Origin of the sequence: Aliivibrio sp. A6 (assembly GCF_028765505.1) — a bacterium.
GTDB lineage: Bacteria > Pseudomonadota > Gammaproteobacteria > Enterobacterales > Vibrionaceae > Aliivibrio > Aliivibrio finisterrensis_A.
This window is the reverse complement of sequence record NZ_JARACR010000012.1, coordinates 54,874-69,722: the sequence shown is the minus strand read 5'-3', so window position 1 is coordinate 69,722 and position 14,849 is coordinate 54,874. Positions and strand designations below refer to the sequence as shown.

The window sequence follows — 14,849 nt, the reverse complement described above, 5'->3', positions numbered from 1 at the left end:
CCTGTATTGACATTCTGCATCGATTTTTTGTGCAGTTTTAATAACTTAATTATAGGGAACATTCAATCCAGTTGATACCTTATCTGTACGATCTCTTACAAAAAAATAGATGTTGATCTTTTGTTAATGAATAAATTATGATGAGGTCCGACCAGAATTAAGGATTGATCAATATGTATAAGTACTTTACCCCAAAAATTGTTAGAAGGGCACTTAATATTTGGCCACCATTTTGGGGCGCTGGGATCTCAATCGCAAATATTTCATCAAACTTTCAAGAGGTTAGTGTTATTTTGAAAGACCGATTTTGGAATAGAAATGCGAATAGAACTCAATATGGAGGTAGCATTTTTTCGATGACCGATCCTGTGTTTTCATTCATGTTAATGGGGATTCTAAGAGAAGAGTATTTTGTATGGGATAAACAGTCAGAGATTGATTTTATTTCACCAGGAACCACCGACTTATACGCACATTTTGTGATATCTGATGGGCAGTTAGCAGAAATAAAACAAGCAACAAAAGAGGGGGAGAAGCATTTTCCACAATTTGAGGTGTATATATATGATAAAAAAGGAAAGGTGGTAGCAAGAGTGAATAGAACGTTATATGTGAGAAAAAAACCACAATTTAGATAATGCTCTCTATCTATTTTAAGAGATAAGTAGAGAGCATTATAAGAACTAGGATATTAGTCTTCTAGTTCAGCAAGACACATTTCTTCATGGATTTGATTTACCCATGCAGTTACACGTGCTTCAGTCAACTCTGGTTGGCGATCTTCATCAATGCATAAGCCTACGAAGTTATTTTCATCAACAAGTGCTTTTGATGCTTCAAATTCATAACCTTCTGTTGGCCAGTAACCGATGATAGTACCGCCTTTTGCTTCTACGATATCACGGATATTACCCATCGCATCACAGAAGTATTCAGCGTAATCTTCTTGATCACCACAGCCAAAGATGGCTACCAGCTTAGTCGAAAAATCAATACCTTCTAATTCAGGGAAGAAATCATCCCAATCACACTGAGCTTCACCGTAGTACCATGTAGGGATACCTAAAAGAAGAAGATCGAAATTATCAATATCTTCTTTACTACTTTTTGCAATATCTTGAACATGAACTAGCTTTTTACCAAGCTGTTTTTGAATCATCTTGCCAATAGCTTCAGTGTTGCCTGTATCGCTACCAAAGAAGAGTCCTACACTTGCCATATAATAAATACCTGTATTTGTCTGTATTAATTAAAAAGAGATGTTATTAAATCAGTACTTAACTAAGGCCTGTGCCTTCCCAGCTTAGCTGAATAATTCCTTTCGCAACAAAACCTGCGCACCCTAAAAAGAGAACAAGCCAAACAATTTTTCGGCCAAAAGGAGGGACATTTGCTTGTTTAAGAACATCTTTGATAGCCATACCAATAAAAAAAAATATTGAGGCAAACAGTAAATCTAAACCAATAGACTCAATGAGATCAAAATGTTCATATAGCATGAATCACCTTTATTCTAGGTTAGCGATCGAAATCTGATCGAATAATTTGGCAAAACTATACCATAGCTTTGCTTTGGTTGGTATGGATTATCTTTTACCAACTTTTTCAATAAATCGATTTATGATTCGATAAATGGTTTCTGGTTTTTCTGCATGTAACCAATGACCGGTACCGCTTACTATATGGGCCTTAGCATTTGGAAATTGTGCCATTATGTTATTTTGGTGCTCGGGGAGAATGTAGTCAGAATTCTCTCCTTTTACAAATAGGACATTGCCTGTGAATGGAGTGATGTTATTCCAACCAATTATATGATGATAGTTTTCCAATAAAGCAGCAACATTAAAACGAAGAGATAGAAACTCGTCTCTTTTATATAACGATTTACTTAAAAATTGACGAACACCTGGCTCTATAATGGAAGTAGCAAGTAGTGCATCGGCTTCTTTTCTCGTTTTAGGTGGCGATTGAATAACTTGGTGTAACCCAGCAAATACAGCATCGTGTTTTCGTTCAGGGTAAGAGATAGGAGCCATATCTAATACAATTAGCGACTTAATTAGATCTGGTTTTTGATCTGCTATAGCCATTGCTACTTTTCCGCCCATAGAATGACCAATAATATGAGCTGATGAGATTGATAAATGAGCGAGTAATTGGATAACATCAGATGCAAGCAAAGGGTAAGAGTGATCTTCTGAGTGGAAAGAAAGTCCATGATTACGAAGATCAATGCTGATCACTCGATATTGATTTTCGAGCTGTCGAGCAAGTAAACCAAGGTTATCTAGGTTACCAAATAAGCCATGTATTAGGATCAAAGGATCCCCATTTCCTTGTTCTTTATAGTTAAGCTGCTTCATTTTTCTTTTTTGTGATAGGTTTGTCGTAGAGTATCACGATTATACAATGTATAATCGTGCCTTCATAAATAGATTATAGAATACGAACCATATAATGAAGACAATTGAAGTAGACGAAGAACTATACCGCTTTATTGCGAGCCAAACTCAACACATCGGTGAAAGTGCCTCTGATATTTTACGTCGCCTCTTAATGCAATCATCTCCTTTAGACTCTGTTATTTCTGTATCAACACCTGTTGAAGTTCAGAAAAAAGGCATTGTAGTCAGTAAAGATGCAGGTAAAGAGACATCAGTAGATCGCGTTAAAGCGGTACGTACCTTATTAATCTCTGATGAATTTTCAGCATTAGATAAAGCAATTGATCGTTTCTTAACGGTGCTTTCAGAATTATATAAAATTGACTCAAAAGCTTTCTCTGAAGCGACAGAAGTTAAGGGAAGAACTCGAGTTTATTTTGCAGACAATCAAGACACATTGATTGCAAGTGGTAAAACAACTAAGCCTCGTGAAATTAACGGCACTCCATTTTGGGTTATCACAAACACCAATACTAATCGCAAGCGCCACATGGTTGAATTGTTGATGGAGCGTATGGGTTTCCATCATGATTTGACAGAAAAAGTGTGTGCGGCGATTTAATTTTTTGAGTCATAATTTGTCACAAGGAATCGTCAAATGGCTATACATCCTCGCGCTGGGAAAAAAGCTCAGCAAGAAGATTTACACAATATCCCAGCATTAGTTTCTAATTATTTTTTACTAGAGCCTAATGCATCTAATCCAGATCAAAAAGTGCAATTTGGTACTTCTGGTCACCGCGGTACATCTGATAAAGCAAGTTTTAATCAGCATCATATTTGGGCTATTGCTCAGGCTGTTGCTGATGTACGTAAAGAAAATGGCGTAACAGGGCCGCTTTTTTTAGGTAAAGATACGCACGCTCTATCTGAGCCAGCATTTACCTCTACCATTGAAGTGCTTGTGGCTAATGGTGTTGAAGTTATTATTCAAGAAGATAATGGTTACACTCCAACGCCAGGTATCTCTCATGCAATTTTAACTCATAATATTCAATCTGATAAAAAAGCAGACGGTATTGTAATCACCCCTTCGCATAATCCTCCTCAAGATGGTGGGATCAAATATAATCCGACACATGGTGGTCCAGCTGAAGGCGAGTTAACTACGGCTATTGAAGACCAAGCAAATGCTTATATCGCGAATGAGTTGAATGGTGTGAAACGCATTGCGATCAATGAAGCAATGAAATCTGATCTGGTTAAGCAGGTGGATTTAGTGAAGCCATATATTGATGATCTTAAAAATGTTATCAATATTGATGCGATTCAAAAAGCGAATCTAAAATTAGGTGTAGATCCATTAGGTGGCTCAGGCATTGAATACTGGCGTCAAATTGGTCAAGCATTTGAGTTGAACTTAACACTCGTAAGTGAAGCCATTGATCCATCATTCCAGTTTATGTCGTTAGATAAAGACGGTGTAGTGCGCATGGATTGTTCTTCGCCTTATGCAATGGCGGGTTTGTTATCATTAAAAGATGATTATGATTTAGCGTTTGGTAATGATCCTGATTATGATCGTCATGGTATTGTAACGCCATCAGGCTTAATGAATCCAAATCATTATTTAGCGGTATGCATTGATTATTTATACCGTAATCGACCAGAGTGGAAGCCAGAAGTTGCTGTTGGTAAAACATTAGTATCTTCAGCGATTATTGATAAAGTCGTTGCTGATCTTGGACGTAATTTATGCGAAGTTCCAGTTGGCTTTAAGTGGTTTGTTGATGGACTGTACAATGGCAGTTTAGGCTTTGGTGGAGAAGAGAGTGCAGGAGCATCTTTCTTACGATTTGATGGTACACCTTGGTCAACAGATAAAGATGGTATTCTTTTATGTTTACTTGCTGCTGAAATTACCGCGGTAACAGGCATGAACCCACAAGAATATTACAATAAACTTGCAGCTCAACACGGTGAATCAAGTTACAACCGTATTCAAGCAGTAGCAAATAAAGCGCAAAAAGCAGTATTAAGCAAATTATCTCCAGAGATGGTTTCTGCTACAACCCTTGCTGGTGATGAAATTACGGCTCGATTAACGCATGCTTCAGGTAATGGTGCAGCGATTGGCGGGTTAAAAGTGACAACTGAACATGGCTGGTTTGCTGCTCGCCCATCAGGAACAGAAGAGATCTACAAGATTTACTGTGAAAGCTTTAAAGGTGCTGATCATTTGGCATTGATTGAGCAAGAAGCTCAAGAGATTGTAAGTAACGTATTTAAAGACGCTGGCTTGTAATTTAAAAACCAGTTAAGTCTTAATGAAAAGCAGCGCATGTCGCTGCTTTTTTATTACTGTTAGAATTTAATATCAATCCAAATAAGTATTTGATCATTTTTTCTGTGTAATTTATTTACTTAGATTGGTATACGAAAATAAATAGGTAATGATAATGAACAATTTTCAGCTAGAACAGCTATTAAATAAAGAGCTTAACCCTCAGTTAATTAAAGATTATTGCCCAAATGGATTACAAGTCGAAGGCAAGCCTGAAGTAAAAAAAATAATTACAGGTGTAACCGCTTCACAAGCATTAATTGATGCTGCAATCGAAAAAAATGCCGATGCATTGTTAGTTCATCATGGTTATTTTTGGAAGGGTGAAAGCGAGTCAATTAAAGGAATGAAAGGTAATCGTATTCGTTCGTTAATTAAAAATGATATTAATTTATTGGCTTATCATCTTCCTTTAGATATTCACCCGACACTTGGTAATAATGCTGAATTAGCACGTTTATTTTCGATTGTAAATGTAGAAGGCCTAGAGCCAACGCCTCAATCTATTTCAATGAAAGGAGAGTTTGAGGTTGCATTATCTGGTAAAGAATTAAGTTTACGAATAGAACAAGTATTGAATAGAACCCCTTTACATATCACCCCTGATGTTGATAAAGAAATAAAAACAGTCGCTTGGTGTTCAGGTGGTGGGCAGGACTATATTGAGCTCGCAGCGCAGCAAGGCATTGATGCATTTATTTCAGGTGAAGTTTCAGAAAGAACAACCTATATAGCTCGAGAACTAGGGATTCATTATTTTGCCGCTGGTCATCACGCGACTGAGCGCTACGGTGTAAAAGCCTTGGGTGAATGGTTAGCGAAAGAGTACGGTTTTGATGTTGAATTTATTGATATCGATAATCCAGTGTAGAAGATATCAATAGAAATACGTTTTTTTATCGTCGTAATAAAAAAGGTTGATGCATTAGCACCAACCTTTTTTTGTTTATAAGACTAATTAATTTCAGTGTTTAAGAATTAATTATTCACGTTCATGAAGAGGTTTAAACTCACGAAGTTCTTCACCGGTGTAAAGCTGGCGAGGGCGACCGATACGGTTGCTTGGGTCACTGTGCATTTCACTCCAGTGAGCAATCCAGCCAACAGTACGAGACATAGCAAAGATAACGGTAAACATAGACACAGGAATACCAATCGCTTTTAGGATGATACCAGAGTAGAAATCTACGTTTGGATACAGTTTCTTCGATACAAAATACTCATCCGAAAGTGCAATTCGCTCTAGTTCCATCGCGACATCTAACAGAGGATCTTTGATGTTTAGCTCTTTCAGTACTTCGTGGCACGCTTCACGCATTACCGTTGCGCGTGGATCGTAGTTTTTGTAAACACGATGACCAAAGCCCATTAGACGGAATGGGTCTTCTTTATCTTTTGCTTTTGCAACGTATTCATCAATGTTATCAAGAGAGCCAATCTCTTCAAGCATACGTAAACATGCTTCGTTTGCACCACCGTGAGCAGGCCCCCATAGAGAAGCGATACCAGCAGCAATACATGCGAACGGGTTAGCACCAGATGAGCCCGCTAATCGCACTGTTGACGTTGAAGCATTTTGTTCGTGATCAGCATGCAGAGTAAAGATTTTATCCATAGCACGAGCAACAACAGGGTTTACTTCGTATTCTTCACATGGGTTTGCAAACATCATGTGTAAGAAATTTTCCGCGTAAGTCAGGTCGTTACGTGGATAAATAAACGGCTGACCGATTGAGTACTTGTAACACATTGCTGAAAGTGTTGGCATTTTTGACAGAAGTCTAAATGCCGCAATTTCACGGTGCTCATCATTATTAATATCTAGTGAGTCGTGATAGAAGGCAGCGAGTGCACCAACCACACCACACATTACTGCCATTGGGTGAGCATCACGACGGAAACCATGGAAGAAACTTGAAATTTGCTCATGCACCATAGTATGGCGAGTCACAATATCTTTAAATGTTTCGTACTCTTCACGGTTTGGAGCCTGACCATTTAAAAGGATGTAACACACTTCTAAATAATCAGCATTATTGGCTAATTGATCGATAGGGAAACCGCGGTGTAATAAAACACCTTTATCACCGTCGATATAAGTTATTTGAGACTCACAAGATGCAGTGGCAAGGAAACCAGGGTCAAAGGTAAAGTAACCATTGGCTCCTAATGTACGCACATCAATCACTTCAGGACCAATTGTTCCATCCATGATCGGCATGTCGATAGGCGCTTGACCTTCAATATGAAGTGTTGCCTTTTTATCTGCCATAACATTCTCCTTTTGTTATATTTTTATTCTATCCCGGATATGAGAGTGACAACTTTGTACCCATTACACGGGCTAATGTCAATTATTGTGCGCTTATGTGTGCACTTGTTTATATTTTTAATGAAAAAAAAGTTAATTTTCTGTGGTGTGATGTAAGTATTATGTATAGGTTTGTAATCAGATGTTTCACATCGTATACTGCGGCAGAGTTTCTGGTCTGTCCCTTATTTTATATAGGGTTAGCGTGATTTACATCTACTTATAAATAGAGTGCGGTTTAGTAATTAAGCAGCATAAAGAGATGTCGCTCACAACGAAAGTTACGAAAATGTTAAATTTTCATGATTTTTGATAGATCGGAGGTATCTATAACAATAAAATGCTCAATGGAGCTGAGTGAGCCCCTTGTGAAAGTTAAAAAGTCAAGACCTGTCAACCTAGATCTACAAACGATCCGTTTTCCTATAACGGCTATCGCCTCAATTGTGCACCGTGTAAGTGGTGTGATTACTTTTGTTTCTGTTGGAATATTGCTTTGGTTGCTCAACCTATCGCTTTCTTCTCCTATTGGATTCGCACAAGCTGCTGATTATATCGATGGCTTTTTTGTGACATTCATTATGTGGGGAATTCTAACAGCCCTTGCTTACCATATTGTGGTAGGTGTTCGTCACTTATTGATGGACATGGGATATTTTGAAGAGCTTGAGTCTGGTACTCAAAGTGCCAAGGTTGCGTTTGCAATTACGGCTGTATTATCTCTTTTAGCAGGAGTATTGGTATGGTAGCTAACGTATCTTCATTTGGTCGTAATGGCGTACACGATTTTATATTAATTCGTGCTAGTGCGATTATCCTAACCCTCTACACCCTATATATTGTTGGCTTCTGTGCTTTTGGCCCAGATCTAACTTACCTATCATGGACAAACTTCTTTGGCAGTTTATTCACGAAAGTATTTACGATGCTTGCTCTTTTTTCAATCTTGATTCATGCATGGATTGGTTTATGGCAAGTACTGACTGATTATATTAAACCTGTCATGTTGCGTGCTCTGCTTCAGCTTGGTTTAGTGTCAGTGTTATTAGGATATTTCTTCTCTGGTTTAATAATTGTGTGGGGTGTGTAGTGAGTATTCCTGTTAGAGAATTTGATGCCGTTGTAATTGGCGCTGGTGGTGCAGGTATGCGTGCCGCACTGCAAATTTCTGAGCAAGGCCTATCTTGTGCATTGCTGTCTAAAGTTTTCCCTACTCGTTCTCATACGGTTTCTGCGCAAGGTGGCATTACTGTTGCTCTTGGTAACGCGCATGAAGATCATTGGGAACAGCACATGTATGACACAGTAAAAGGTTCTGATTATATCGGTGACCAAGACGCTATCGAATACATGTGTAAAAACGGCCCAGAGTCGGTTATTGAATTAGAAAAAATGGGATTGCCTTTTTCTCGTTTTGAAAACGGTACAATTTATCAGCGCCCATTTGGTGGTCAGTCTAAGAATTTTGGTGGTGAACAAGCTGCACGAACAGCTGCTGCCGCGGACCGTACTGGTCACGCGCTCCTTCATACGCTTTATCAGCAAAATATTAAGCATAAGACGACGATCTTTTCTGAGTGGTATGCGCTTGATTTGGTAAAAAATGAAGACGGTGCAATTTTAGGTTGTACTGCGCTTTGTATGGAAACGGGTGAAGTTTGTTACTTTAAATCTAAAGCAACCATCCTTGCTACTGGTGGTGCAGGTCGTATTTACGCATCAACAACGAACGCACACATCAATACTGGTGATGGTGTAGGCATGGCGATTCGTGCTGGTGTTCCAATGCAAGATATTGAAATGTGGCAGTTCCACCCAACAGGTATTGCAGGTGCAGGTGTACTTGTAACGGAAGGTTGTCGTGGTGAAGGTGGCTATCTATTAAATAAAGATGGTGAGCGCTTCATGGAGCGTTATGCACCAAATGCGAAAGACTTAGCGGGTCGTGATGTTGTTGCTCGTTCAATGATGGTTGAAATTCGCGAAGGTCGTGGTTGTGATGGTCCTTGGGGTCCACACATTAAATTGAAATTGGATCACCTAGGTAAAGAGACGCTTGAATCACGCCTACCGGGTGTATGTGAATTGTCTCGTACCTTTGCTCATGTCGACCCAGTTAAAGAGCCTATCCCAGTAATCCCAACCTGTCATTACATGATGGGTGGTGTACCAACACAAGTTTCTGGTCAAGCGATTAAGCAAGATGAAAGCGGTGCTGATGTCGAAGTTCAAGGCCTGTTTGCTTGCGGCGAAATCGCATCTGTATCTGTGCATGGTGCAAACCGTTTAGGTGGTAACTCGCTGCTAGATTTAGTGGTGTTTGGTCGTGCAACAGGGCTACATTTAGGTGAAACTCTGAAGAAACAAGCAGAAGCTAAACCAGCAACTGAAGCAGATATTGAAGCATCACTTGAGCGTTATAATCGTTGGGAAAATAGCACTGGCGGTGAAGATCCTGTTCAAATCCGTAAAGACTTACAGCAATGTATGCAAAATAACTTCTCGGTATTCCGTGAAGGTGATGCAATGGCAAAAGGCCTTGAAGAGCTTAAAGTGATTCGTGAGCGTCTAAAAAATGCTTACCTTGCCGATAAATCAACAGAGTTTAATACGCAGCGTATTGAGTGTTTAGAACTTGAAAACTTAATGGAAACGGCATTCGCGACAGCGGTAGCAGCAAACTATCGTACAGAGAGCCGCGGTGCGCATGCTCGATTTGACTTCCCTGAACGTGATGATGCGAATTGGCTATGTCACTCAGTGTATAACCCTGAGACAGAATCAATGAGCAAACGTGGTGTAAACATGGAGCCAATCCATCGTGAAGCATTCCCACCTAAAGCACGTACGTACTAAAAGAGGGCAGAAAGATGAAATTAAGTTTTTCAATCTACCGTTACAACCCTGATGTAGATAATGCGCCTCATATGAAGGCGTACACATTAGAAGTGGATGAAGGCTCTGATATGATGGTGCTTGATGCACTTATCTTATTAAAAGAACAAGATCCTACGTTATCATTCCGTCGTTCATGCCGCGAAGGCGTATGTGGTTCTGATGGTTTGAATATGAATGGTAAGAATGGATTAGCGTGTATTACTCCATTATCTGAATTAACAGGTAAGGGTGATATTGTTATTCGTCCATTACCTGGTTTACCTGTAGTCCGTGATTTGATCGTCGATATGGCGCAGTTCTACGAGAATTACGAAAAAGTAAAACCATTCTTAATCAGTGATGGTGCAACGCCACCTTCAAGAGAAAACCTACAATCTCCAGAAGAACGTGAACATTTAGATGGTTTATATGAATGTATCATGTGCGCATGTTGTACTACATCATGTCCATCATTTTGGTGGAATCCTGACAAGTTCATCGGACCAGCAGGGCTTCTTGCGGCTTATCGTTGGTTAATTGATAGCCGTGATACTGCGACAAATGAACGTTTGTCTAATTTAGACGATGCTTTCAGTGTTTTTCGTTGCCATGGCATAATGAATTGTGTAAGTGTATGTCCTAAAGGGTTAAACCCAACAAAAGCAATTGGTCATATTAAGACCATGCTATTGAAAAAAGCGGTATAACTATTATCTCCTCAACATTACGCATTGGTTTATTCAAGCGTAAGTTGAGGCTTATAAGCCCGGCACAAAAGACCGGGATAGACGTGAAACTACTGGATTAAGGGAAAATAATGCAGAATAGCGTGATGAAGGCATGGTTTGAGTCTTCACATTTAGCTGGCGCTAATGCAACGTACGTAGAAGATCTCTACGAACTCTATCTCAGTGACCCGGAAATCGTTAGCGATGAATGGAGAGACGTTTTTGATACGCTTCCAGTTGAAAGTACTGGCGCATCAGAACAAGCCCATTCCCCTGTACGAGAATATTTCCGTCGTCTTGCGAAAGAAACAAAGCAAGTTAGTGCTCAAGTTAATGATCCAGATGTAGATGCTAAGCAAGTAAGAGTATTGCAATTAATTAATGCGTACCGTTTCCGTGGTCATCAAAATGCCAATTTAGACCCATTAGCATTACAGCAGCATGAATATGTTGCAGAATTAGAGCCTTCTTTTCATAATTTAACTACTGATGATTTTTCAGAAACATTTAATGTAGGTTCTTTTGCTTCAGGGCAAGAGACCATGAAACTTTCTGATTTATATGAAGCACTACGTGGCACTTATTGTGGCTCTGTCGGTGCTGAATATATGCATATCACCAATACGGAAGAGAAACGTTGGATTCAGCAACGCTTAGAGTCTGTTGCAGGCAAACCAACTTTTACTGCTCAAGAAAAGCTGACTTTTCTTGAAGAGTTAACCGCTGCCGAAGGGCTAGAACGATACCTAGGCGCTAAATTCCCAGGAGCGAAGCGATTCTCATTGGAAGGTGGCGATGCCATGGTTCCTATGGTGAAAGAAATTATTCGTCGCGCTGGTGAAAATGGTGGACGTGAAGTCGTTATCGGCATGGCTCACCGTGGTCGATTAAATATGCTTATCAACGTTCTTGGGAAGAAGCCTCAAGATCTTTTCGACGAATTTGCTGGTAAGCATGGCGACTCATGGGGTACGGGTGATGTTAAGTATCACCAAGGTTTCTCTTCAGACTTTGCAACGGCAGGTGGTAATGTTCATTTAGCATTAGCATTTAACCCATCTCACCTAGAGATTGTTAACCCTGTTGTTATTGGTTCTGTCCGTGCTCGTCAAGACCGCCTAAATGATACGGCGGGTGATAAAGTGATCCCAATTACTATTCACGGTGACTCTGCTATTGCAGGTCAAGGTGTGGTAGCTGAAACATTTAACATGTCTCAAGCTCGTGCATTCCAAGTGGGTGGTACGGTTCGAATTGTTATCAATAACCAAGTGGGTTTCACAACATCAAATCCAAAAGATACACGCTCGACTCAATATTGTACTGACATTGCAAAAATGGTTCAGGCACCAATATTTCACGTGAATGCTGATGATCCAGAAGCGGTTGCTTTCGTAACTCGTATCGCTCTTGATTATCGTAATGAGTTTAAACGTGATGTGGTAATTGATTTAGTGTGTTATCGCCGTCACGGTCACAACGAAGCTGATGAGCCAAATGCTACACAGCCTTTGATGTACCAAAAAATCAAAAAGCATCCAACACCTCGTAAGATTTACGCAGATATGTTGGTTGCACGCCAAGAACTTGAGTTAGAAACGACCACACAATTGATCAATGAGTATCGCGATGCGCTTGATCATGGTGAAGTGGTAGTGAAAGAGTGGCGACCAATGCAGCTACATAATGTGGATTGGACACCTTTCATCGGTCATGACTGGAATATGGAATGGGCGAGTGAATTCGATAAAACGCGTCTAGTTGAGCTTGGTCAACGTGTTTGCCAATACCCAGAAAGTCACAAATTACACAGCCGTGTCAATAAAATGTGTAATGACCGTATTTCGATGGTTTCTGGTGAGAAATCTATAGATTGGGGCATGGCTGAAACATTAGCTTATGCAACTCTGGTCGATGAAGGTAAACGCATTCGTATTACTGGTCAAGATTCTGGTCGTGGTACATTCTTCCATCGTCATGCTGTTCTTCATAATCAATCAGATGCGAGTACTTACGTACCGTTAGCTAATATTCATGATAAGCAAGGCCCATTTGAAGTACATGATTCAGTACTTTCAGAAGCCGCAGTACTTGCTTTTGAATATGGTTATGCAACCGCTGAACCAGGTGGCTTAACTATTTGGGAAGCCCAGTTTGGTGACTTTGCTAACTGTGCACAAGTGGTTATTGACCAATTTATCTCATCAGGAGAGCAAAAGTGGGGCAGAATGTGTGGCCTTACTATGTTGTTACCTCATGGTTACGAAGGTCAAGGGCCTGAGCACTCATCAGCTCGACTTGAGCGTTTCTTACAAATGTGTGCTGAGCAAAATATGCAAGTAGTGGTTCCATCAACACCAGCTCAGGTATACCACATGTTACGACGTCAAGTTGTTCGTCCAATGCGTCGTCCACTGATTGTAATGTCGCCAAAATCACTATTGCGCCATCCTTTATGTACATCATCACTTGAAGAGCTTGCAGAGGGTAACTTCCAGTCAGCAATTCCAGAGGTTGATGCTTTGGACCCTGCGCAAGTGAAACGCGTCGTATTCTGTTCAGGTAAGGTGTATTTTGACTTGTTAGAGCAACGTCGCCTAAATGAACAAACGGATGTCGCTATTGTACGTATTGAACAGCTTTACCCATTCCCTAAAGAAGACGTAGAAGCTGCAATTGCACAATATACCAATGTAGAAGATTATGTTTGGTGTCAAGAAGAACCGCAAAACCAAGGCGCTTGGTACTCAAGTCAACATAACTTCCGCTCGGCGTTACCTGATAGTGCCATTTTACATTATGCAGGACGTCCAGCGTCTGCCTCTCCGGCAGTAGGCTATATGTCGGTGCACGTGAAACAACAAAAAGCGTTAGTTGAAGACGCTCTGACCCTAGATAAGAACTAGAAAGTATAGGAAAACGGATATGACAATCGAAATTCTGGTTCCAGATTTACCTGAATCTGTAGCAGACGCTACTGTAGCAACATGGCATAAACAACCTGGTGATGCAGTTGAGCGTGACGAAATACTTGTAGACATTGAAACAGATAAAGTGGTTCTTGAAGTACCAGCGCCTGAAGCTGGTGTGTTAGAAGCGATTTTAGAAGATGATGGTGCTACGGTTCTTTCTAAGCAATTAATTGCACGCCTTAAGCCAGGTGCTGTGGTTGGGGAGCCAACAAAGGACGTAGCAACGGATACTGAATCATCACCAGATAAGCGCCATACGGCTTCTTTATCAGAAGAAAGTAATGATGCGCTAAGTCCAGCGGTTCGCCGTCTACTTGGTGAGCATGATATTGCGCCATCTGATGTGAAGGGTACGGGTGTTGGTGGTCGCATTACACGTGAAGACGTTGATGCACATATTGCCGCATTGAAAGCAACACCAAAAGCCGAAAAAGCAGCGGAAGCGCCTGCAGAAGCATTAGCACACCGTAGCCAAAAACGCGTACCTATGACACGTCTTCGTAAGACAGTAGCAAGACGTCTACTTGAAGCGAAGAACAACACAGCAATGCTAACAACGTTTAATGAAGTAAACATGAAGCCAATCATGGAACTTCGTAAGCAGTATCAAGAGCAGTTTGAAAAGCGTCACGGTACACGTTTAGGCTTCATGTCTTTCTATGTGAAAGCCGTAACTGAAGCGCTTAAGCGTTACCCGGAAGTAAATGCGTCAATTGATGGTGATGATATTGTTTATCATAACTACTTTGATATTAGCATGGCGGTTTCGACACCACGTGGCCTAGTAACTCCAGTACTAAAAGACTGTGATGCACTTGGTTTTGCTGATATTGAAAAAGGCATTAAAGAGCTTGCAATCAAAGGCCGTGATGGAAAATTAGCGGTTGAAGATTTAATGGGGGGTAACTTTACTATCACTAATGGTGGTGTGTTCGGTTCATTAATGTCTACTCCAATTATTAACCCGCCACAAGCTGCAATTTTAGGTATGCATAAAATCCAAGACCGCCCAATGGCTGTTGATGGAAAGGTAGAAATTCTACCAATGATGTACTTAGCATTGTCTTACGATCACCGTTTAATTGATGGTCGTGAATCAGTAGGTTTCTTGGTAACAATCAAAGAATTACTGGAAGACCCTGCTCGTTTATTACTGGATGTTTAGTCATAACATTTAGTTATAAACAAAGGCTGCCATGCTCACGGTAGCCTCTTATTCAACTTCATTATTGG

The 14,849-nt window shown here is 40.3% G+C and carries 14 protein-coding genes; 10 read left to right on the top strand and 4 right to left on the bottom strand.

Translation table 11 applies throughout. From position 1 onward, the window contains the following. The first annotated feature begins 173 nt into the window (after positions 1–173). Positions 174–638: a hotdog fold domain-containing protein gene (locus PVK70_RS09170; RefSeq protein ID WP_130048073.1), complete on the top strand. Its 465-nt coding sequence runs from the start codon at positions 174–176 to the stop codon at positions 636–638. 53 nt (positions 639–691) lie between these two features. On the opposite strand, the gene fldA is transcribed toward PVK70_RS09170, so the two are convergent. From fldA to PVK70_RS09155, 3 genes are all read right to left on the bottom strand, one after another. After that, positions 692–1,219 (bottom strand): flavodoxin FldA, encoded by a 528-nt coding sequence (gene fldA / locus PVK70_RS09165; protein WP_130043115.1) that lies wholly within the window; start codon positions 1,217–1,219, stop codon positions 692–694. Positions 1,220–1,277: 58 nt separating this feature from the next. Beyond that, on the bottom strand, positions 1,278–1,499 hold the full coding sequence (locus tag PVK70_RS09160) for a DUF2788 domain-containing protein (RefSeq protein ID WP_130048072.1): 222 nt from the start codon (positions 1,497–1,499) through the stop codon (positions 1,278–1,280). An 87-nt stretch (positions 1,500–1,586) separates the two neighbouring features. Continuing rightward, complete coding sequence (locus PVK70_RS09155; protein WP_130048071.1) at positions 1,587–2,363, bottom strand: alpha/beta fold hydrolase; 777 nt, start codon at positions 2,361–2,363, stop codon at positions 1,587–1,589. 94 nt (positions 2,364–2,457) lie between these two features. On the opposite strand from PVK70_RS09155, the gene seqA reads away from it, so the two are divergent. From seqA to PVK70_RS09140, 3 genes are all read left to right on the top strand, one after another. Then, positions 2,458–3,006 carry a replication initiation negative regulator SeqA gene (gene seqA / locus PVK70_RS09150; protein ID WP_130043118.1) on the top strand — a complete coding sequence of 183 codons (549 nt, stop codon included), beginning with the start codon at positions 2,458–2,460 and terminating at the stop codon, positions 3,004–3,006. Between the two features lie 36 nt (positions 3,007–3,042). Further along, a complete protein-coding gene (pgm, locus tag PVK70_RS09145; RefSeq protein WP_130048070.1) occupies positions 3,043–4,689 on the top strand; it encodes a phosphoglucomutase (alpha-D-glucose-1,6-bisphosphate-dependent) in 1,647 nt (548 codons plus the stop codon). A 154-nt stretch (positions 4,690–4,843) separates the two neighbouring features. After that, on the top strand, positions 4,844–5,599 hold the full coding sequence (locus PVK70_RS09140; RefSeq protein WP_130048069.1) for a Nif3-like dinuclear metal center hexameric protein: 756 nt from the start codon (positions 4,844–4,846) through the stop codon (positions 5,597–5,599). A 111-nt stretch (positions 5,600–5,710) separates the two neighbouring features. On the opposite strand, the gene PVK70_RS09135 is transcribed toward PVK70_RS09140, so the two are convergent. Next, the gene (locus tag PVK70_RS09135) at positions 5,711–7,000 is read right to left on the bottom strand and encodes a citrate synthase (protein ID WP_130043121.1); all 1,290 of its coding nucleotides are present in this window, start codon (positions 6,998–7,000) and stop codon (positions 5,711–5,713) included. Between the two features lie 392 nt (positions 7,001–7,392). On the opposite strand from PVK70_RS09135, the gene sdhC reads away from it, so the two are divergent. From sdhC to odhB, 6 genes are all read left to right on the top strand, one after another. Further along, entirely contained in the window at positions 7,393–7,788 is a 396-nt protein-coding gene (gene sdhC / locus PVK70_RS09130) for a succinate dehydrogenase cytochrome b556 subunit (protein ID WP_207215661.1), read from the top strand. Next, on the top strand, positions 7,782–8,129 hold the full coding sequence (gene sdhD, locus PVK70_RS09125) for a succinate dehydrogenase, hydrophobic membrane anchor protein (RefSeq protein WP_130043122.1): 348 nt from the start codon (positions 7,782–7,784) through the stop codon (positions 8,127–8,129). The genes sdhC and sdhD overlap by 7 nt, the downstream gene beginning before the upstream one ends. Next, complete coding sequence (gene sdhA / locus PVK70_RS09120) at positions 8,129–9,895, top strand: succinate dehydrogenase flavoprotein subunit (protein WP_130043123.1); 1,767 nt, start codon at positions 8,129–8,131, stop codon at positions 9,893–9,895. The genes sdhD and sdhA overlap by 1 nt, the downstream gene beginning before the upstream one ends. Positions 9,896–9,909: 14 nt before the next feature. Further along, positions 9,910–10,623, top strand: coding sequence for a succinate dehydrogenase iron-sulfur subunit (locus PVK70_RS09115; RefSeq protein WP_130048068.1), 714 nt, complete (start codon positions 9,910–9,912; stop codon positions 10,621–10,623). Positions 10,624–10,733: 110 nt separating this feature from the next. Continuing rightward, the gene (gene sucA / locus PVK70_RS09110) at positions 10,734–13,550 is read left to right on the top strand and encodes a 2-oxoglutarate dehydrogenase E1 component (protein WP_130048067.1); all 2,817 of its coding nucleotides are present in this window, start codon (positions 10,734–10,736) and stop codon (positions 13,548–13,550) included. A 19-nt stretch (positions 13,551–13,569) separates the two neighbouring features. Beyond that, positions 13,570–14,781, top strand: a complete 1,212-nt coding sequence (gene odhB / locus PVK70_RS09105) for a 2-oxoglutarate dehydrogenase complex dihydrolipoyllysine-residue succinyltransferase (RefSeq protein ID WP_130048066.1) — start codon at positions 13,570–13,572, stop codon at positions 14,779–14,781. The last annotated feature ends 68 nt before the right edge of the window (positions 14,782–14,849 follow it).

What these genes read in the sequence shown, in the direction of transcription:
- PVK70_RS09170 (WP_130048073.1), top strand. Translation starts at nt 174, where the DNA reads ATGTATAAGTACTTTACCCCAAAAATTGTTAGAAGGGCACTTAATATT.
- fldA (WP_130043115.1), bottom strand. Translation starts at nt 1,219, where the DNA reads ATGGCAAGTGTAGGACTCTTCTTTGGTAGCGATACAGGCAACACTGAA.
- PVK70_RS09160 (WP_130048072.1), bottom strand. Translation starts at nt 1,499, where the DNA reads ATGCTATATGAACATTTTGATCTCATTGAGTCTATTGGTTTAGATTTA.
- PVK70_RS09155 (WP_130048071.1), bottom strand. Translation starts at nt 2,363, where the DNA reads ATGAAGCAGCTTAACTATAAAGAACAAGGAAATGGGGATCCTTTGATC.
- seqA (WP_130043118.1), top strand. Translation starts at nt 2,458, where the DNA reads ATGAAGACAATTGAAGTAGACGAAGAACTATACCGCTTTATTGCGAGC.
- pgm (WP_130048070.1), top strand. Translation starts at nt 3,043, where the DNA reads ATGGCTATACATCCTCGCGCTGGGAAAAAAGCTCAGCAAGAAGATTTA.
- PVK70_RS09140 (WP_130048069.1), top strand. Translation starts at nt 4,844, where the DNA reads ATGAACAATTTTCAGCTAGAACAGCTATTAAATAAAGAGCTTAACCCT.
- PVK70_RS09135 (WP_130043121.1), bottom strand. Translation starts at nt 7,000, where the DNA reads ATGGCAGATAAAAAGGCAACACTTCATATTGAAGGTCAAGCGCCTATC.
- sdhD (WP_130043122.1), top strand. Translation starts at nt 7,782, where the DNA reads ATGGTAGCTAACGTATCTTCATTTGGTCGTAATGGCGTACACGATTTT.
- PVK70_RS09115 (WP_130048068.1), top strand. Translation starts at nt 9,910, where the DNA reads ATGAAATTAAGTTTTTCAATCTACCGTTACAACCCTGATGTAGATAAT.
- sucA (WP_130048067.1), top strand. Translation starts at nt 10,734, where the DNA reads ATGCAGAATAGCGTGATGAAGGCATGGTTTGAGTCTTCACATTTAGCT.
- odhB (WP_130048066.1), top strand. Translation starts at nt 13,570, where the DNA reads ATGACAATCGAAATTCTGGTTCCAGATTTACCTGAATCTGTAGCAGAC.